The 19,362-nt window shown below is 70.3% G+C and carries 13 protein-coding genes and 1 pseudogene; 6 read left to right on the forward strand and 8 right to left on the reverse strand.

The window, feature by feature from the left end:
• The first annotated feature begins 129 nt into the window (after window positions 1-129).
• The gene (locus WMF29_RS22145; RefSeq protein WP_437330737.1) at window positions 130-3,795 is read left to right on the forward strand and encodes a hydantoinase B/oxoprolinase family protein; all 3,666 of its coding nucleotides are present in this window, start codon (window positions 130-132) and stop codon (window positions 3,793-3,795) included.
• Between the two features lie 52 nt (window positions 3,796-3,847).
• On the opposite strand, the gene uxuA is transcribed toward WMF29_RS22145, so the two are convergent.
• Window positions 3,848-4,921 (reverse strand): mannonate dehydratase, encoded by a 1,074-nt coding sequence (uxuA, locus tag WMF29_RS22150; protein ID WP_437330738.1) that lies wholly within the window; start codon window positions 4,919-4,921, stop codon window positions 3,848-3,850.
• 70 nt (window positions 4,922-4,991) lie between these two features.
• Window positions 4,992-6,599 carry a pectinesterase family protein gene (locus WMF29_RS22155; protein ID WP_437330739.1) on the reverse strand — a complete coding sequence of 536 codons (1,608 nt, stop codon included), beginning with the start codon at window positions 6,597-6,599 and terminating at the stop codon, window positions 4,992-4,994.
• 184 nt (window positions 6,600-6,783) lie between these two features.
• Between WMF29_RS22155 and WMF29_RS22160 the strand changes: the two genes are divergently transcribed.
• Window positions 6,784-9,528 carry a bifunctional acetate--CoA ligase family protein/GNAT family N-acetyltransferase gene (locus tag WMF29_RS22160; protein WP_437330740.1) on the forward strand — a complete coding sequence of 915 codons (2,745 nt, stop codon included), beginning with the start codon at window positions 6,784-6,786 and terminating at the stop codon, window positions 9,526-9,528.
• 132 nt (window positions 9,529-9,660) lie between these two features.
• On the opposite strand, the pseudogene WMF29_RS22165 reads toward WMF29_RS22160, so the two are convergent.
• Window positions 9,661-9,864 (reverse strand): annotated as a pseudogene (locus tag WMF29_RS22165) (DUF2169 domain-containing protein); the annotation flags it as partial.
• A gap of 421 nt (window positions 9,865-10,285) precedes the next feature.
• Here WMF29_RS22165 and WMF29_RS22170 point away from each other — a divergent pair.
• From WMF29_RS22170 to WMF29_RS22180, 3 genes are all read left to right on the forward strand, one after another.
• On the forward strand, window positions 10,286-10,618 hold the full coding sequence (locus WMF29_RS22170) for a hypothetical protein (RefSeq protein WP_437330741.1): 333 nt from the start codon (window positions 10,286-10,288) through the stop codon (window positions 10,616-10,618).
• Window positions 10,619-10,943: 325 nt separating this feature from the next.
• The gene (locus WMF29_RS22175; RefSeq protein WP_437330742.1) at window positions 10,944-12,320 is read left to right on the forward strand and encodes a DUF5939 domain-containing protein; all 1,377 of its coding nucleotides are present in this window, start codon (window positions 10,944-10,946) and stop codon (window positions 12,318-12,320) included.
• Between the two features lie 236 nt (window positions 12,321-12,556).
• Entirely contained in the window at window positions 12,557-13,501 is a 945-nt protein-coding gene (locus tag WMF29_RS22180) for a protoglobin domain-containing protein (protein ID WP_437330743.1), read from the forward strand.
• Here WMF29_RS22180 and WMF29_RS22185 read toward each other — a convergent pair.
• Window positions 13,498-14,028 carry an HD domain-containing protein gene (locus tag WMF29_RS22185; RefSeq protein ID WP_437330744.1) on the reverse strand — a complete coding sequence of 177 codons (531 nt, stop codon included), beginning with the start codon at window positions 14,026-14,028 and terminating at the stop codon, window positions 13,498-13,500. The two genes, WMF29_RS22180 and WMF29_RS22185, sit on opposite strands and share 4 nt — an antisense overlap.
• On the reverse strand, window positions 14,006-14,260 hold the full coding sequence (locus WMF29_RS22190) for an SLOG family protein (RefSeq protein WP_437330745.1): 255 nt from the start codon (window positions 14,258-14,260) through the stop codon (window positions 14,006-14,008). Before WMF29_RS22190 ends, WMF29_RS22185 begins: the two co-directional genes overlap by 23 nt.
• A gap of 163 nt (window positions 14,261-14,423) precedes the next feature.
• Here WMF29_RS22190 and WMF29_RS22195 point away from each other — a divergent pair, with 163 nt between their 5' ends.
• Entirely contained in the window at window positions 14,424-15,395 is a 972-nt protein-coding gene (locus tag WMF29_RS22195; RefSeq protein WP_437330746.1) for a helix-turn-helix domain-containing protein, read from the forward strand.
• 54 nt (window positions 15,396-15,449) lie between these two features.
• Here WMF29_RS22195 and WMF29_RS22200 read toward each other — a convergent pair whose 3' ends face one another.
• The 3 genes from WMF29_RS22200 to WMF29_RS22210 all read right to left on the reverse strand — a co-directional run bounded on the left by WMF29_RS22200 (window position 15,450) and on the right by WMF29_RS22210 (window position 19,352).
• Window positions 15,450-16,433, reverse strand: a complete 984-nt coding sequence (locus WMF29_RS22200; RefSeq protein WP_437330747.1) for an MBL fold metallo-hydrolase — start codon at window positions 16,431-16,433, stop codon at window positions 15,450-15,452.
• 368 nt (window positions 16,434-16,801) lie between these two features.
• Window positions 16,802-18,577, reverse strand: a complete 1,776-nt coding sequence (locus WMF29_RS22205) for a CotH kinase family protein (RefSeq protein ID WP_437330748.1) — start codon at window positions 18,575-18,577, stop codon at window positions 16,802-16,804.
• A gap of 367 nt (window positions 18,578-18,944) precedes the next feature.
• Entirely contained in the window at window positions 18,945-19,352 is a 408-nt protein-coding gene (locus tag WMF29_RS22210) for a Kazal-type serine protease inhibitor family protein (RefSeq protein WP_437330749.1), read from the reverse strand.
• Window positions 19,353-19,362 lie beyond the last annotated feature (10 nt).

Raw genomic sequence — 19,362 nt, forward strand, 5'->3', positions numbered from 1 at the left:
GCGGGCGCCCTCTCTCGACGGTCCCCGACGGTTGAAGATTGTTCAATGAAAACTTAGTCTTGCCGTCCTTCGGCTGGCAGAACGGCGCGGGAGCGCGGCGGAGGAGGCGTCCGGCAACGCGTGGGTTCCATGACCTCGACCTCGCACAAGTGGCAGTTCTGGATCGATCGCGGAGGCACGTTCACGGACGTCGTGGCCCGGCGGCCGGACGGCTCGCTCACCACGGCCAAGCTCCTGTCGGAGAACCCCGAGCAGTACGCCGACGCGGCGGTCGAGGGGATCCGCCGCCTGCTCGGCCTCGCGCCCGGTCAGGTCATCTCTCCCGCCGACGTCGAGTGCGTGAAGATGGGCACCACGGTCGCCACGAACGCGCTGCTCGAGCGCAAAGGGGACCGCACCGCGCTGGTCACGACGCGCGGCTTCCGCGACGCGCTGCGCATCGGCTACCAGAACCGCCCTCGCCTGTTCGATCGCCACATCGCGCTGCACGACCTGCTGTACGAGCGCGTGATCGAGGCCCGCGAGCGCGTCGGCGCGCGCGGCGAGGTGATCGAGCCGCTCGACGGCGAGGCGCTGCGCGGCCCGCTCTCGGAGGCGTTCGAGGCCGGCATCCGCGCCTGCGCGATCGTCTTCCTGCACGGCTACAGGTTCGCCGCGCACGAGCGGCGGGCGGCCGAGATCGCGCGCGAGGTCGGCTTCACCCAGGTCTCCGCGTCGCACGAGGTGAGCCCGCTGATGAAGCTCGTCTCGCGCGGCGACACAACGGTGGTCGACGCATACCTGTCGCCCATCCTGCGGCGCTACGTCGAGCAGGTGGCCAGCCAGATGCCCGGCGTGCCGCTCTACTTCATGCAGTCGAGCGGCGGTCTGACGCTGGCCGGCCGCTTCCAGGGCAAGGACGCGATCCTGAGCGGCCCGGCGGGCGGCATCGTGGGCATGGTGCGCACCGCGCTCTCTGGCGGGCACGAGAAGGTGATCGGCTTCGACATGGGCGGCACCTCGACCGACGTGTCGCACTACGCCGGCGAGCTCGAGCGCGCCTTCGAGACGCAGGTGGCCGGCGTCCGGATGCGCGCGCCGATGATGAGCATCCACACCGTGGCCGCGGGGGGCGGCTCGCTCCTCGGCTTCGACGGCGCGCGGCTGCGCGTGGGGCCGGAGTCGGCCGGCGCGAACCCGGGGCCGGCGTGCTACCGCCGCGGCGGGCGGCTGGCCGTCACCGACGCGAACGTGATGCTCGGCAAGATCCAGCCGGAGTTCTTCCCGCACGTGTTCGGCCCGGGCGCCGACGCGCCGCTCGACCGCGAGGTCGTCGAGCAGCGCTTCCGGGCCATGGCGGCCGACGTGCAGCGCGACACGTCGCGCCCGATCACGCCGGAGCAGCTGGCCGAGGGCTTCCTGCAGATCGCGGTCGCGAACATGGCCAACGCGGTGAAGAAGATCTCGGTGGCGCGCGGGCACGACGTCACCCAGTACACCCTGCAGTGCTTCGGCGGCGCAGGCGGCCAGCACGCGTGCGCGGTGGCCGACGCGCTCGGCATGCGCCGCGTCTTCGTCCACCCGCTCGCGGGGGTCCTGTCCGCCTACGGCATGGGCCTCTCGGACCAGAGCGCGATCCGCGAGGCGGCCGTGGAGCGGCGCCTCGACGAGGCGGGGCTCTCCGCGGCGCGCGAGGCGCTCGCGCGCATCGGCCGCGACGCGGAGGCCGAGCTCGTGGGGCAAGGGTTCTCGCCGGAGCGGGTGCGGCTCGTCCGGCGCGTCCACGTGCGCTACGAGGGCACCGACACCGCGATCGTCGTGCCCGACGGCAGCGCGGAGGCGATCCGCGCCGCCTTCGACGCGGCCTACCGCAGGCGGTTCGCGTTCCTGATGCCGGACAAGGCGCTCGTCCTGGAGAGCGTCTCCGTCGAGGCGATCGGGCCGGGCGAGGCCGCCGAGGAGCGGCCCGCGGAGGCGCGCCCGCACCGCCCCGAGGCCGACGCCCGGGCGCGGATGTACGCCGAGGGGGCGTTCCACGACGCGGCGCTGTACCGGCGCGAGCGGCTCGGGCGCGGCGCGGTGATCGACGGGCCGGCCATCGTCGCCGAGGCCAACGCGACGACCGTGGTGGAGCCGGGCTGGCGGGCGGAGATCACCGCGCTCGGCCACATGGTGCTCACCCGGGTGGCGCCGCGTCCCGAGCGGCGCGCGGTGGGCACCGAGGTCGACCCGGTGATGCTCGAGGTGTTCAACAACCTGTTCATGAACATCGCCGAGCAGATGGGCCTGCGCCTCCAGAACACCGCCCACTCGGTCAACATCAAGGAGCGGCTCGACTTCTCGTGCGCGCTGTTCGACGCGGAGGGCAGCCTGATCGCGAACGCGCCGCACATGCCGGTGCACCTCGGCTCGATGGGCGAGTCGATCAAGACCGTGATCGCGCGGAACCCGGGGATGAAGCCGGGGGACGTCTACGCGCTCAACGATCCGTACCGCGGCGGCACCCACCTGCCGGACGTGACGGTGGTCACGCCGGTGTGGGACGAGACGGGCGAGCGCGTGCTGTTCTACGTGGCGTCGCGCGGCCATCACGCGGACATCGGCGGCGTCACGCCGGGCTCGATGCCGCCGTTCTCCAGCACGATCGAGGAGGAGGGCGTGCTCCTCGACAACGTGAAGCTGGTCGAGGCCGGGCGGCTCCGCGAGGCGGAGATCCTGGCGCTGCTCGGCGGAGGGCCGTACCCCGCGCGCAACCCGCAGCAGAACCTGGCCGATCTGCGCGCGCAGATCGCGGCGAACGAGAAGGGCGCGCAGGAGCTCGCCGCGATGGTGGCGCAGTTCGGCCTCCCGACGGTGCAGGCGTACATGAAGCACGTGCAGGACAACGCCGAGGAGAGCGTGCGCCTCGCGATCGCGCGGCTCGACCCGGCGCTCCTCCACGACGGGCGCTTCTCGCTGCCGCTCGACAACGGCGCGACGATCGAGGTGGTCCTCCGGATCGACCGGGAGCGCCGCGCGGCGGTCGTGGATTTCACCGGCACGTCCGGGCAGATGGAGAACAACTTCAACGCGCCCCGCGCTGTGACGATGGCCGCGGTGCTCTACGTCTTCCGCACGCTCGTCGACGACGACATCCCGCTCAACGCGGGGTGCCTGAAGCCGATCGAGGTCGTCATCCCCGAGGGCTCGATGCTGAGCCCGCGCCCGCCGGCCGCGGTGGTGGCCGGCAACGTCGAGGTGTCGACCTGCGTCACGAACGCGCTGTACGGGGCCCTCGGCGTGCTCGCGAGCAGCCAGCCGACGATGAACAACTTCACGTTCGGCAACGAGCGGCTCCAGTACTACGAGACGATCTCGGGCGGCTCGGGGGCGGGCATCGAGATCGGCGGGAGCGGCGGCGGTGGCACGCGCGCCGAGCGCGGCTTCGCGGGGACGAGCGTCGTGCAGACGCACATGACGAACTCGCGCCTGACGGATCCGGAGGTGCTGGAGCACCGCTTCCCGGTGCGGCTGGATCGCTACGAGATCCGCGAGGGCTCCGGCGGGGCCGGGCGCTTTCCGGGCGGGAACGGCGGCACGCGCGCCGTGCGCTTCCTGGAGCCGATGACGGCGTCGATCCTGTCGAACGGGCGCTCGACGGCCGCGTTCGGCCTGGCCGGCGGGCGCGCGGGCGCGCCCGGGCGCAACCTGGTGGTGCGCGCGGACGGCTCGGTCGAGGTGCTGGGGCACATCGGATCGGTCCAGATGGGGAGCGGCGATGTGTTCGTGATCGAGACGCCGGGGGGCGGCGGGTACGGAGCGCCGGAGCCCGCGTGAGGGCGCGTTCGGCTGATGTCGCGGCGCCCTGCTCCCCTACCCGCTCATCCGCTCATCCAGCGGTGGACGGCTTGGCGGCGGGTCCGGGCGAGAGCTTGCACGTGGCCTCCCACAGCCCATTGAGGTACACGAGACCCAGCGCGCGGTCGTACAGCCCATATCCAGGCTTGCCGGTCTCGCCCCAGATCATGCGGCCGTGGTCCGGGCGCACATAGCCGTCGAAGCCGACGTCATGGTACGCCTTCACGATGGCGGCCATGTCGAGCGACCCTTCACAGGACAGGTGGGCAGATTCGAAGAAGGTGCCGTCCTCCTGGACCGCGACGTTGCGCAGGTGACCGAAGGGAATGCGGCCCATGCCGCCGAACTCGCGCACCAGCGATACGATGTTGTTGCACAGGTCGGCCCCGAGCGAGCCTGAGCAGAGCGTGATGCCGTTGGCCGGAGAGTCGACGGTCTTCACGAGGCGCATCAGGTCGTCCCGGTTCTTGACGATGCGCGGCAGGCCGAAGATCGGCCGGGGCGGGTCGTCCGGGTGCATGGCCATGCGGACGCCGACCTCCTCGGCGACCGGGATGATGCGCCGGAGGAAGTGTTCGAGGTGCGCCCACAGGGCCTCTTCGCCGACGTTCTTGTACTCGTCGAGGACGGCGCGGAGCTGCGCCGGCTTGTAGCTCGAGTCCCAGCCGGGCAGCGAGATGCCTTGTTCCGGGTCGATCTCGGCCACCGCCGAGGCGTCGAAGGCCAGGGTCAGCGAGCCGTCGGGCAGCTCTCTGGCCATCTCGGTGCGGGTCCAGTCGAAGACCGGCATGAAGTTGTAGCAGATCACCTTCACGCCGGCGGCCGCGCAGTTGCGGATGTTCTGGCAGAAATTGTCGATCAGCCGCTCGCGGGTCGGCTTGCCGAGCTTGATGTCCTCGTGCACCGGCACGCTCTCCACCACCTCGAACCGGAGGCCTGCGCCCTCGATGCGCGCCCTGAGCGCCTGCAGCCGCTCGACCGGCCACACCTCGCCCACCGGCACATCGTAAATAGCCGAGACGATGCCGTAGATGCCCGGGATCTGACGGATGTACTCGAGCTTCACGGGGTCGTTCTCGCCGTACCAGCGAAAGGTCATCTTCATCGTTTCGGTCCTTCCAGCGTCACGGGTCGTCCCGTGCAGATCTCGGGGTTCGAGGGGCCGCGCGGCCGGCTCAGCGAGGAGGGGCCCATCCGCCGAGCACGATCGCTGGATCGCGCATCATCGCCGCCTGCGCCGCGGAGATCTGGGTCGATCCGGCGATACGCCCGCTGGTGTCGATGAGGCGCCCGTCCGTGTCCCGGCTCTGGTACTCCCAGAAGCGGAGGGAGCGCGGAGGCGATCCGCCCGTGATCGTCCATCCTGCCCGCGAGATGTGGCTGCCGAGCGTGCAGTTGACGTATGCGACGTGGCTCGCCGGATACTGGCTCACGTCGATCCTCGCCAGCGTGCTCCCCGTGATGCCCGCGTCGCTGGTGATGCGCGAGTCGACGAAGACATAGCCGTAGCCAGCGTCGCCGTTGCGCGCCTGCACGACGTAGCCGGATCGACCGACGGTCTTGATCTCGCACCGGTTGAAATACGCCGCGCCCGTGCCCCACACGAAGTCGACGTTGCCGGCGATCGTGCAGTTGTCCGCGTAGATGCGCCCGGACCAGAGAAGCGTGTCCTGGAGGCTCAGGATGTCGGCGTCGCGCACGACGCACTTGTCGCAGTCCTGGATGCGCAGCGCCTCCGCCTGGGAGCCGCCCTGCGGCGTGAGGTTGTGGATGGTGAGGTTCTCGATGACGAGGCCGCTCACCTTGTCGGCGCCGACGAGCGCGCGCCCCCTGGTGCTCGGGTTCAGGTTGTTGTTGTTCGTGCCCGACAGGACCGTGCCTTTGCGGTCGGCCCCGCGCAGCGTGATGTTGTGTTTGTTCTCGAAGTAGACGACCCCGTGGTGGACGCCGCGCTGAACGGTGATGACCACGCTGTCCCGGTTGTTCGCCGGGATAGCGTCGAGCGCGCCTTGCACGGAGCAGAAGTCGCCGGAGCCGTCGAGCGCCACCTCGAGCGACGAGACGTTCGATGGGCCTGCGTCCGCCGTATCGAAGCGCCACGCCGTCGCGTCCGCGATCGCGAAGGAGCCGCCCCCCGGAGGGACGATGGCGCCGGGGTCGACCGTGACGTAATAGGTCTCGCCGTAGTCGAGCGCGCGCGCCGGCAAGGACACGACGGCATCGTTGCCGTCCACGTACACCGGGCGGGGTACGTTGAACGTCCGGCCGCCGATCGTGGCGCTCACGGTCATCGAGGACATGTCGACCGTCGCGACCGCCGCGCCTGGCCGGGCGGCGTTGAACACGCGAACGGCGCCCGCGCTGCCCAGCTTCGGAGCGCCGGGGAACGTGATGCGGAGCGGCGGATCCGGGCACAGCCCCCGGGCGCCTGGCGAGGGAAACAGCGCGCTCACGCCGGCCGGGAGGTCGACCGGGCCCGCGCCGCCGTCGCCTTGGCTCGCGCCGGTGCCCTCGCCGCCGCCGGCCGCGCCGGCACCGCCTGCTCCCGCGCCGGCGCCGCCCGCTCCCGCGCCACCCGATGCCGCGCTGCTGGTCGACCCGCCGCCGCCCGATGCCGCGCTGCTGGTCGAACTGCCTCCGGTCGATCCGCCGCTCGTCGAAGCGCCGGCGGTCGAGGCCCCGCTGGACGCCGCGGTGCTCGCGTCGTCCGCTGTCCCAGCGTCCTCGCAGGCGATGGCACACAGACCGAGGAGCCCGAAGAGAAAAAGTCGAGAGCGGATCATGGCGCCGGCGCAGGGTATCAAGGCGCCGCGCAGCCTGGCAATCTTCGCACAGGGCACGGAACGTGCTCCTGCTCTGTTCGCAGAGACTCCCCATGCACCCAGCCCGGCCGCGTGGCACGACGGCCATCGTCGTTCCGCGCAATGGTCCCTGTGGCGTTCGCCCCATCACCCCTCGAGGAGCTTCATGGCTGACTCCGTACCCATGACCGACCGTGCCCACGATGTCCTCCGTCAGGAGCCCCAGAGCCTCGACCCCATCTTCAGGCCGCGGAACGTCGCGGTCATCGGCGCGACCGAGAACAGCGGCGCCGTCGGCCGCACGCTCCTCTGGAACCTGATCAGCAACCCGTTCGGCGGCACCGTCTTTCCGGTGAACCCGAAGCGGCAGAGCGTCCTCGGCATCAAGGCCTATCCGAGCATCGCGGCCGTGCCGGCGAAGGTGGATCTCGCCGTCCTCGTCACGCCCGCCGCGAGCGTGCCGGGCCTCATCGGCGAGTGCGTGGACGCCGGCGTCCCCGGCGCGATCATCATCTCGGCCGGATTTAAGGAGATGGGGCCCCCGGGCATCCAGCTCGAGCAGCAGATCATGGAGCGCGCCCGCGGGAAGATGCGCATCATCGGCCCGAACTGCCTTGGCGTCATGAACCCGATCGGCGGGCTCAACGCGACGTTCGCGAAGGGGCAGGCGCGGCCGGGCAAGGTCGCGTTCATCAGCCAGTCCGGCGCGCTCTGCACGGCGGTGCTCGACTGGAGCCTCAAGGAACAGGTCGGCTTCAGCGCGTTCGTCAGCGTCGGCTCGATGCTCGACGTCGGCTGGGGCGACCTGATCGACCACCTCGGCAACGACCCCAAGACGAGCAGCATCCTCATCTACATGGAGTCGATCGGCGACCCGCGCGACGCGCGAGCGTTCCTGTCGGCCGCCCGGGAGGTGGCGCTCACCAAGCCGATCATCGTGATCAAGCCAGGCCGCAGCGAGGCGGCGGCGAAGGCGGCCGCCTCGCACACCGGCTCGCTCACCGGCTCGGACGAGGTGCTCGACGCGGCGTTCCGGCGCGTGGGCGTGCTGCGCGTGAACGACATCGCGGACCTGTTCTCCATGGCCGAGACGCTGGCCAAGCAGCCCCGGCCGCGCGGCAACCGGCTGTGCATCGTCACCAACGCCGGCGGCCCGGGCGTGCTGGCGACGGACGCGCTCGTCGCGAACGGCGGCGAGCTGGCGCCGCTCTCGCCGGAGATCCTGGGCGAGCTGAGCAGCTTCCTCCCCGCCGCGTGGAGCCGCAACAACCCGGTCGACGTGCTCGGCGACGCTGGCGCCGACCGCTACGCGAAGGCCCTGGAGATCTGCGCCAAGGGCCCGAACAACGACGGCGTGCTCGTCATCCTCACGCCGCAGGACATGACCGAGCCGACCCAGACCGCCGAGGCGCTGCGCAAGCACGCGCACGTCGAGGGCAAGCCGGTCCTCGCCAGCTGGATGGGCGGCGTGGAGGTGGAGGCGGGCAAAGCGATCTTGAACCGCGCCGGGGTCCCGACGTTCGAGTACCCCGACACCGCCGCTCGCGCGTTCTGCTCCATGTTCCGCTACGCGTACGCCCTCCGGGCGCTGTACGAGACCCCGAGCACGGACGAGCGGGCGCTGAACGTCGATCGCGAGGGGGCCAGGGAGCTCATCGCCGGCGTCCGCGCGTCGGGCCGGACGCTCCTGGATGAGGTGGAGTCGAAGCAGCTCATGGCGGCATACGGCCTCCCGACGGTGCCGACGGCCGTCGCGAGGAGCGCGGACGAGGCCGTCGCCACGGCCAGGGAGATGGGGTATCCGGCCGTCCTCAAGCTGTACAGCGCGACGATCACCCACAAGACGGACGTGGGCGGCGTGAAGCTCGATCTGCGCGACGACGACGCCGTGCGCAGGGCGTTCGAGGAGATCCACGAGAGCGTCTCGCGGCGGGCCGGCGCGGAGCACTTCCAGGGCGTGACGGTCCAGCCGATGATCTCGCTGAAGGACGCCTACGAGATCATCCTCGGCAGCTCGATCGATCCGCAGTTCGGCCCGGTGCTCCTGTTCGGGGCCGGCGGGCAGCTCGTCGAGATCTTCAAGGACCGCTCCCTCGGCCTGCCGCCGCTCAACGCGACGCTGGCCCGGCGCATGATGGAGCAGACAAGGATCTACCGCGCGCTGAAGGGCGTGCGCGGCCGCAAGCCGGTGGACCTCACGGCGCTCGAGCACCTGCTCGTGAGGTTCTCGCAGCTCGTGATCGAGCAGCGATGGATAAGCGAGATCGACATCAACCCGCTCTCCGTGAACTCGGAGGGCGCCATCGCCCTCGACGCCCGCGTCGTCCTGCACCCGCCGGGCACGCCGGAGTCCGCGCTCCCCAGGTCGGCGATCCGCGAGTATCCCACGCAGTATGTGACCGAGCTCAGGAGCAAGGACGGGCAGGCGTTCACGATCCGGCCCATCCGCCCCGAGGACGAGCCGCAGATGGTCGAGTTCCACAAGAAGCTGTCCGAGCGGACCGTGCGGCTCCGCTATTTCTACCCGATGCAGCTCGACCTGCGCACCGCGCACGAGCGGCTGACGCGCGTCTGCTTCGCGGACTACGACCGCGAGATGGCGCTCGTCGTCGAGAAGCCGCCCGCGGGCGGCGCGCAGCGGCAGATCATCGGCGTCGGCCGGCTGAGCAAGCTGCCAGGCACGCGCGACGCGGAGTTCGCCCTGCTGATCAGCGATGAGCACCAGAGGCAGGGGCTCGGTTCACGGCTGCTCGGCCTCCTCGTCCAGATCGGCCGCGACGAGGGGCTCTCCCGCATCAGCGCCGACATCCTGGCCGAGAACGTGGAGATGCAGCGCGTGGCGCAGAAGCTCGGCTTCCAGGTGACCCGCGAGATCGGGGACTCGACCGCGAGGGCGGAGCTGACGCTGTAGGCGCGCCCGCGAGGCGTCCTGCTCGAGGAAGCTGGAATCGCCGCCGAAGCGGTTCACGCGCACTACGCCGACATCTCCGGGGAACCCTACTTCTTCGAGGAGGCCAGCTACGCGTGGACGCGCGTGCTGCGCGGCCCATCGCCGCCTGGACACAAGCTCTTCACGCCCCCCGACCGCGAGCCGCGCGACGAGCGACGGTACGGGCCGCCCCTCCGGCGCATACGCATGTCCGGAGACGAGCACCTCGGGCCGCTGCTTGAATGACACAATCTCCGACGCGAGCGCGAGGGCACCGCCCTCGCCCGTGTACACGTCTGCCTCGACCACGGGCTCCTGCGTGGCGGCGAGCGGCGACTACTCGGGCCGCAGCTCGAACGTCGCCTTGCCCACCACGGTGAGCGCAAATCTGCGATGCCGCGGCTGCCACCCGATCTTCGACACAAGGAGGGCACAATCCGAGATCACATCCATGCCCGCACCTCACGTCCTGGCTCCACCTGGATGAGCGTCGGCGAGCAGCGCCGCCGATCACAAGCGCTTAGGTCGTCGCGCCGGCTGGCCCGCCGCGATCCCCCTGCCGATGTCCTGCATGTGCCTCCGGAGGGAGCAGAGGTCCCGTGGCGCGGAGGCCCCCCTGTGTCGCGCGCCGCAAGAACGCTCGCCGAACAGGTGACCTGCACAGGACCCCTCGCGCCCCGCGCCCGCGCTGGTGTAGCATCCGGCCGCCGCAATAGCGCGGTTGAGCTCAGGAGGAATCATGTCTTCTTGCATCCATCGGTATCTTGGTTTCGCCGCGATCACGGTTGGTCTGTTCGCGTCCTGGGGTCTCGGGTGCGTCGCAGCCGCCGAGCCCGATGAGACGACAGCGCGGAACGGAGAGCTGGAGGCCGTTCCGGAGGAGGAGCAGGTCGGCGAGGCGGAAGGGGCGGCGTCGGATTGCTCGGTGTGCCAGTATCGCTACTGCGATGTGACCGGCCCGGGCCGCTGCGCGAAGTACTCTTACTGGTACCACACCTGTCCCGGCCTCCCGAGCGGATGGGGTGGCCCGTGCAGCACCACATTCTACTCTTGCAACAATTCCTGTCCCTGAGAGGGCCCAGGCTCGGCGACTCGGCAGCTCGCCCGCCTGTCCCTCGAGCGATGAGCGACGCGCGGCCAGACAGCCGGTGACGTCGCGAGGACCGGGGGCGACGCCAGCGCTCTCAACGCGCGAGGAGGATATGCCGCTGGGTCCGATGCTGAACGCCAGCCGCGGACACCACCGCTCGGCGGGGGACGGGCTGGCAGCCACCACAGCCTGCCTTTGACCCCGGACCGACAGGGAGCGCCCGTGGGGACGTGGGGGGCGGCGCGTCCGGGCACGCACGTGGCGCTTCCCGCCGCCTGCGAGACATGCGCATGCTGGGGGAGCAGCCATGGACACCCACCGTCTGAAGAGCCTGTTCGAGCGGCTCAGGCAGCAGCACCCCGTGAACGCAGGCGAGATCGATGCGGTCGAGCGATGGCTCCACGACGCGCCGCTCGTCCGTCGCTACCGTATCAACCCCCACGTGGTCGCGGCGGACACCGCGCTGGACGCGCACGCGGTCATCCGCGTCCTGCTGCACGGCACCCAGACTGGCCTCTTCGACATGCACTGGGACGTCCACTGCAGCCATTGCAACATGCTGGCCCAGGCGATCGACGACCTCGCCACGGCGGCCGCCGTCTCGTTCTGCCCGATGTGCGAGTACTCCTTCGACGTCGACATGTCGGCGCGCGTCGAGGTGACGTTCTCGCTCGGCCGGTCCATCGAGGACCTCGGCTTCCCCCCCGTCTGCCCGCCGCCGTCGGCGCTCGATCCCCGCTATGGCATGACCGCCGCGCTCGGCGAGACCGCAGCGGCGACCGAGGTGCTCACCCCGGGCCGCTACCGCTACTTCTGCCCCTTGACCCGCGCCAAGGGCATCCTTCGCGTCGAGGGTGAGCCCACGGACGAGGTGCAAGCCGTCGCGATCTCGCAGCTCGCGGGGCCCCACTATGACGTGACGGAGCTCGCGGTGCGGCCCGGCCCGCTCAAGATCGCGCTCACCAACGTCGGCTGGCCGCAGTGCGGCTTCATCGTTCATCACGACGTCCTGAAGGACGAGCTCGATCCGGCCAGCCTGCCGCGGCGGCTCAGCGGGCTCGAGCTGCTCCACGTGCCGGAGTACCGGCGCTACTTCGGCGGCATGGTGCTGTCGGCGCGGGAGCGGCTGACGGTCCGCTCGGTCCTCGTCGTCTTCACCGATCTGTGCGGCTCCACGCGGCTGTACGAGCGGATCGGCGACGCCCCCGCGTACAACCTGGTGCGCGATCACTTCGACATCGTGATTGGCGCCGTCGAAGCTCAGGGCGGCGCGGTGGTCAAGACCATCGGCGACGCGGTCATGGCCACTTTCCTGGACGAGCGGTCCGCGGTGACGGCGCTGAGCGCAGCCATGCGCGGCATGCTCGGCCACAACGCCAGCCGGCCCGAGGGCGAGCGCCTCGTGCTCCGGGCGGGCATGAACCGCGGCCCGGCGTTGCTCGTCAACCTGAACCAGCGCCTCGACTACTTCGGCCGCACCGTGAACACGGCGGCGCGCCTTCTCGGCGTCTCTGCAGGCGGGGAGCTCACCGTCTCTGCGCCGCTCGCCGCCGACGCCGGGCTCGTCGGCCTGCTCACCGCCGAGGGCTGGACGCCGCCGCGCGCCTCGCACGTCGATCTGAAGGGGATCGAGGGGACCCGGACCGTGCATTCGGCGGGTTTTCCCGGCATGGCTGCGCGTTGACCCGCGCGCGTCTCCGACGCACCGGACCCGCTGGCTGTGCACGGACAGCGGCGCGCTCCGCGTCGTCCCGCCGATCGCGACATGGATCCACGCACGCCTTGCGCGGCGTCGCAGATCTTGCACGTGAGGAGGGGAACACCGCTGCCTCCACCACTCGCCGAGAACGAATACGACGGAGACATATCTACCTTGGCCCGCAGCGTGCTATCGCTCTGTCGCCGATTCAACGACCCATCATGGCCCAAGACAGCATATCGCCCCGTCCGCTCGAGCGCGAAGTCGAGTATCGCCGCACGCTCTTCCAGATCACCGACGAGGATCTCGCGCGCATGGCGGCGCTGCGGCCCCACGCCGAGAAGCGCACCGAGAGCATCGTCGACGCGTTTTACGAGTTGCTGCTCGCCTTCGGGCCGACGCGCGAGCTCTTCCGCGACGGCGACTCCCTGCGCCGCGCGAAGCGCATGCAACACGAGTATTTCCTGGGGCTCTTCACCGGCAAGCTGGACCGGGCCTATGTCGAGCACCGGCTGCACGTCGGCGCGGCGCACGCGCGCATCGGCGTCGAGCCCACGTGGTACCTCGGCGCGTATCGCCGGTACCTGCACCTCTTGCTCGAGGCGTTCTCCGAGGACATCGGAGATCCCGCCGAGGTCGTGCGCGCCTTCACGAGCGTCCAGAAGCTGGTCTATTTCGACGTCTCCCTGGCGCTCGACTCGTACTTCTCCACGACGTTCGAGATGTTGAGGCGCCATGAAGCGTCGATCCGCGCGATGTCCACGCCGATCATCCGCGTCCACGATGCCGTGCTGCTCTTGCCCCTGATCGGCGCCGTCGACGATCAGCGCTCGCAGCAGATCATCGAGACCGTGCTCCGGCGCGTGAGCGAGGAGCGAGCGCGGGTCCTCCTCCTCGACATCGCCGGCATCTCCACGGTGGACGCGCAGATCGCTCGACACCTGGTGAAGACCACGGCCGCCGTGCGGCTGCTCGGGGCGAGCGTGGTGCTCACAGGGGTCCGCGCCGGCCTGGCGAAGACCCTGGTCGAGATCGACGCGGACATGTCGGGAATGCACACGGTCGGAGAGCTGGCTGCAGGGATCGAGCTCGCGCTCGATATCGTGGGCATGGCGATCATGCCCAAACCGGAGCGACAGCGCACGGCGAATCCATCCGGGAGTTAGCGCGTGTGTCGGCTACGTTCCAGTCGCACGTGCCCTCGTTCAGCGATCCTCTCGAAGCAAGAGTCGAAGTGGATGAACAGGCTCCAGCGATCACGGCCGCCGCGCGCCGCGGCTTCCAGGAGCGCTCGTTCCTCCAGGTCCGGCGTGCGCACTCCCTTCCAGAGCTTGTCGGCCAGGGCGATGATGAGCTCCTCCAGCGTAGACGCCATCTGCTGCCAACGCGCGTGCGACAAGCACACTCTCGCGAGCGCCGGCGTGACCGAGGCCGCGAGGAGCATCCGCTCGCCTGCGGGTTCGTGCTCGCTGCCTGGCCCCGTGAGCTCTCGAGGGTGCTCGATCTTGCCGGCGTCATGGAGCACCACGCCAACCCGGACAAAGTCCTCGTCAATCGGAATGCCGTGCTCGCGGAAGAGGAGGATGAGCAGATCGGCTGCTTCCCCGACGAGCTCGACGTGTCGCAGCAAGTGAGGCGGAGCGCCCAGGGTAGCGAGCAGCGACCTGGCATCATCGCGTGAGGCGGGAAACATGAAATACCCTGCCCTTCACACGTCTGGATGACTTCTCGTCATAGTCTGCCTCGTTCTTCGCCATAGGCTCCACGGCGAGCCCTAGCTCGGCTGCGACGCGCCCGGCGAGGGCGTCCGCGCCCGGCGAGTCGCCGTGGATCACGGTCGCCCCCACCGGAAGCTTCGCCAGCTCGCGCCGGATCGCGCCCACGTCGGTCCACGCCACGGCGCCGGCGACGATCACACGCGTCATTCCGCCATCCTACCTTCGAAGCGCGTGGGGCGGGAACCTCAGGATGTACACCCCCGCCTGGCCCTCCCGGCGCAGCGCCTGCCCGCCGAAGCATCCCGCGCTGCGGGGCGACCGCCTCGCCGAGCGTCCTCGCGGCGAATTTCGCCCTATCCTCTCGACGAGCATGGGATCGAGAAGTGCAACCCGCCGTGCCCAGGGGCAGCCCGCGCGCAGGGTGAGCACGACGCCCCCTCCGGCCGGGAGCGTCTCGAAGGCATCCACCCCGCTCCTCGCCGGCTCGCCCGCGCCAGGGGCCGCGAGCTCCGCGCCGCGCGCGCCGGTCGACGTCGATGCGGTCGACCTGCCCGCGTTCGGCCTCGCCGACGATGTGCTGCCGTTCAGCGGCGACGTGCACGCACACCGCAAGCACCAGCTGCTCTACGCGAGCGCGGGCGTCCTGCACCTCGAGGTCGGCAGCGCCCACTGGATCCTGCCGCCGCAGCGCGCGGCGTTCATCGCGGCCCACGTCATGCACCGCGCGCACGCCGCGGGGCCCGTCGCGCTGCGGACGGTGTACCTGTCGCCGCGGCTCACCCAGGTGCCGCTGCCTTCCGGTGACCCGCAAGGCGAGGAGCGCGTCGACTGCCGCGTCTTCGCGGTGACGCCGCTCGCGCGAGAGATGGTCCTCCACGCGATGCGCTGGGGACCAGAGCACGGCGGGCGCGACGCGACCGCGTCGCTCTTCTTCAAGACGCTCGGGGCGCTGTGCCGGGAGTGGGTCGCCACGCCGCTCCCCTTCAAGCTGCCTGTCGCGCGCTCGCCCGAGCTCGCTCGCGCGATGCGGTTCGCGCGCGACCACCTCGGCGAGAGCCCGACCCTCGACGACGCCGCGCGTGCGGCGCGCACCTCGACGCGCACGCTGTCGCGGCGGTTCGTCGAGGAGGCGCGGACGACGTGGACCGAGTACCTGAGCACCGCCCGGATGCTGCGCGCGATGGAGCTGCTGGCCGGAGGCGGCGCCCGCGTCACCGACGCCGCGGTCGCTGTCGGGTTCGACAGCCTGGGGGCGTTCACCCGCGCGTTCGCCGCCTTCACGGGCGAGCGGCCGAAGGATTACCGGGCCCGCGCGCAGGCGAACGAGGCGAGCACGGGGTGAACCGGCGCGGCGCGCCCGGGCGAACAGCGCGCCCAGGCGGCCGCGCCGAGGCCTTCACTTGCTCGCGATCGCGTTCGCGAGCCCGTAGACGCCGTACTCGATCATGTAGGCGAGATCGTAGTCAGGGAACTCGGCGCTCGCGAGGGCCGCAATCTTCTTGTGGTGGCTCGGCGCCTCCGCCCCCGAGAGCTCGCTCTTCTTCTCGCCGAGCGAGGCGACGTAGCGCTCGATGATCGACTCCATCGCGGTGAGGTACGCCTTCTGCTCGTCCACCGCGGCGCGCACCGGGGCGCTCTGCCCCCGGCCGCCGTAAACGGTGAGCCCGTCGAACTCCAGCAGCTCGTCGAGCGCCGCGCGCCACGAGGCGAGGTCCGGCGACGGCTTGCCGTTGCGGATGCCGCCCTCGAGCCACGCGTGCGCCTTGTGGTGAACGAGATCGCCGACGACGAGCGCCCTCGCCGAGGGGACGATCGCGACGGTCTGCGTCGTCGAGACGCCGGCGTGCTCGAGCTCGCGCAGCTCGACCGCGCCGGCCTGCAGCGGGAGCGAGTACGCCCCCTCGAACGTCACGTCGACGACGGCCTTCGGTGGGTACGTCTCCTCGGTGAACATGCCCGCGCCGATCATGTACGCCTTCTTGTAGGCGTGGACCTCGTCGATCGCGCCCGCGGTGGCGCGGCTCGCGACGACCTTCGCGCCGATCTTCTGGAACTCGGACGCGCCGTTGAACTTGTCCGGATTCGGGTGCGTCACCACGACGTACGTGATCGGGCTCTGCGTCTCGCTGCGGATCTGCGCGATGGCGCTCCTGGCGTACGCTCCCGTGAACTGGGCATCGAACACGACGACCTCGCGCCCGGTGTCGTAGTAATACGAGCGCGTATCAAAGCCGGCGGCGTCCGACGTGAACGCGGCGAGCTTCGCGGCCGGCGCGCCGGCGGGGCCCTCTGCGGGCACGCTCGGGCCCGCGGCCTCCGAGGCGCAGGCGGCGAGGGCGGTGAACGAGGCGACGGCGGCGGCGCGGATGAGCTTCGACATGGGGGATTCCTCTCTCGATGGCATCGCGGGGCGTCCTGCCCCGGAGATGGGGAGAAGATGCGGAGATCCGCGCTGGCGCGCTTCCTCCCGCAAGCCAATGTTTTGCTCGTGCACGCCAGCGTCGATCGGGCCGTCATCGTCACCCGGACACCTGATCTGGGACGGGAACGACGCAGGGCACCGCGCTGCGACGCCGGTGTCACCGCTTCATGCCACGAACTCGCCTGTCTTCAGCGGTCGTGGCAGCGCTGCTCCTCATGGCGAAGGCCGCACGCCTTGGATGGTCGCCGACCCCGGCGCGAGGGCGACGAGGACGCCGAGCCCCGATCCCACAACGCGCCAGGAACTGCGAGGTGGCGGCTCGACCCTCACTGCTCGAGGTAGAGGGCCACCTCCGCTGTCCGTCCCTTGGCGTGGGCGATCAGCGTGGCGAGTCCGTTGTCGAAGTCCTCGGGCGTCATGAGGTGCGTGTGCCCCTCGATCTCGCCCTCCGGCCCGACGACGTACGGCGCGATCAGGTCGTGCGCCGCCTTGAACCACGCCTCTGAAGCGGCCGCCTCGTACTCCTCGGTGGCGGCCTGCGCCACGTAGCCGCGGTAGACCTCCAGATAGACCGGATCGTCGAGCAGGTAGCGGACGAGCGGCCATTGCTCGGTCACGTCGGCCATCGAGAGGGGCAGCGCCGTCAGCCCGATGGTCACGCCCGCGTCGGCGTCCGAGAACGCGAAGGTGTGATCCCAGGGGATCCACGTGAACTGCCCGCCCTTGTTCGGGTCCGCGTAGAGATAGTAGTTGTGCGGCAGGCGGCCGTACACGTCCCAGTCCTCGACCACCGCGTTCAGCGCGAACCAGTGCAGGAAACCGTCGACGTCGAGGCGCGCCTCGAGCCCCGCGCGCCAGGCGGCGGCGTCGGTCCGGTCGGCGTGCAGCGCGTCGAACAGCGCCCGCGCGTCCGAGAGATCGGTGTCGTCCTCGTTGTTCTCCTTGACGATGGTGTCGGGGTCCCACGTCTCCCACCGCGCGCCGGTGCCGTCGGGCTTGTAGAGGTTGCCCTTGTGGCCGCCGAAATGGGTGTCGAGGAACGACTCGTCCGACGGGAGCTCGATGCCGGTGTACAGCCCGAAATAGACGGGCCCTTCCCCGTGATCGATGAAGACCCGGTAGAACGCGGTCGCGGGCGCAGGGATACCCGCCTTGGCGAAGATGTCGGTGCCGATCTTCTCGCGCAGGAGCGAGGGATCCAGGTACCCGCTCGCGAACGACATCGAGTCGAACCCGTAGAAGCGCTGATTCTTGGTCTCGGGATACGCATCCTCGAATCGGTCGAAGTTGAGCCGCAGCGGCAGCTTCCAGTTGCCCGCGTTCCAGGGCAGGAGCAGGCTCGAGTTGCCCTTGAAGCGGATGCCGACGTGCTTCCACTGCCGATCCTCGGTGGCGACGTCGCACTCGACGTAGACAGGCGTGCGCGGGAGCAGCTCGACGCTGCTGTCGAGCCCCGGATCGCCGCCCAGCCCAGGGCCGGCCGGCATGCAGGCCAGCTCGCCCTCGACGTCGGTGCACGTCCCCTCGGTCTCGGTCCCGAAGATGTCGATCGTGCAGCCGGCGTCCGCCGCGAGCCCCTCGCAGGCGTCGATCCAGTCCTGCGGCGGCGTGAATTCGTCGGGGTCCTGCGGGTTCGGCTGGCAGGTCAGGCCGCCGGGGAGCTCCGTGCACGTCCCCGCCGTGTCGGATCCGAAGAGCGAGATCGTGCAGGCGTCGCCGGCCACGAGTCCATCGCAGGCCGTGACCCACTCCGGAGGCGGCGCGAATGGACCGCCCTGCGAGCCGAACTCGCCGGCCATGTCCGTCATGTCGTCGACCATCTGCTGCCACTGCTCGGGCGTGATGGTGATGTCGATACGGGGAACCCGGTCCTGCGGGAACGCGGCGGCGTAATCCGGCGGCTCCGTGGAGACGCCGCCCGCCTCGCCGCCTGCGCCGTCGCCGCCTGCGCCGTCGCCGCCCGCGCCCTGCCCTCCGGTGCTGCTGCTCGCGCCGGCGCCCGTCCCGGTCGCGCCGGGGTCGTCGGACGAGCCGCAGCCCACGAGAGGCGCGGCCGCCAGCGCGGCGAAAGGCAACAGGCAACGAAGAATTTTTAAGGTCATCGATCGCTCCTCAGCTCGCGTTTCGGCGCAATCTTATGTCAATCATGCATCGATTGCGTGACGAAACCTCACGCCAGAAGCGTGCGGCATGCCGTGATCAGCCAGATCGGCCCGGAGTGCAGGGCTGGGGTGCGGTGCAATTTTTCATATCAATTGCAACAAATTTTTCCATTGATGATGCAGTGGAGATTTCCACATGGAAGGAGGGCGGCGCAGGCGCGCCGCGCGCCCTCCCGCGGCGATCGTGCGGGCCCCTCCGCTCCCCGAGGAGAGCAAGGTAGGTCGACATCGACGCGGGAGGACGGCGAGAGCTATCGAGTCGACACCGCGGGGGGACGAGGCACATCAGGCCCCCCGCGGCGCGCGCTCACGGGAGCGCGCCGCACTTGCCGGGCGACGCGACCGAGACGCCTGCCGCGTTCGCGAAGCATGCATTGCTGTACGTCTTGCCGTCGCAGCCGCAAACGGGATTGTACTGCTGGGTGCACGCCTTCGGGATGGGCGCGCAGACGCCCGTCTGATCGCCCGCGCCGCACTGCGCCTTGATGTCGTAGTCACAGAAGAAGCCGCGCTCGCACGCGATCCCGGCGAGGCCGCCGCAGACGCCGCCCTGTGCCCCGCCGCCTCCCCTCACCTCACTGGACTCGGAGACGATCGATTCGGGCGCATCGTCGGCCACCTCCACCTGACAGCCCGCGGCGAGCGGGGCCATGGCGAGCGCGAGCCAGGCGACGGATGCAATACGACTGCCCTTGAACCAAGCCTGAACGTTCATGATGTTTCCT

It is taken from the genome of Sorangium sp. So ce381 (assembly GCF_051473845.1).
Taxonomy (GTDB): Bacteria; Myxococcota_A; Polyangia; order Polyangiales; family Polyangiaceae; genus Sorangium; species Sorangium atrum.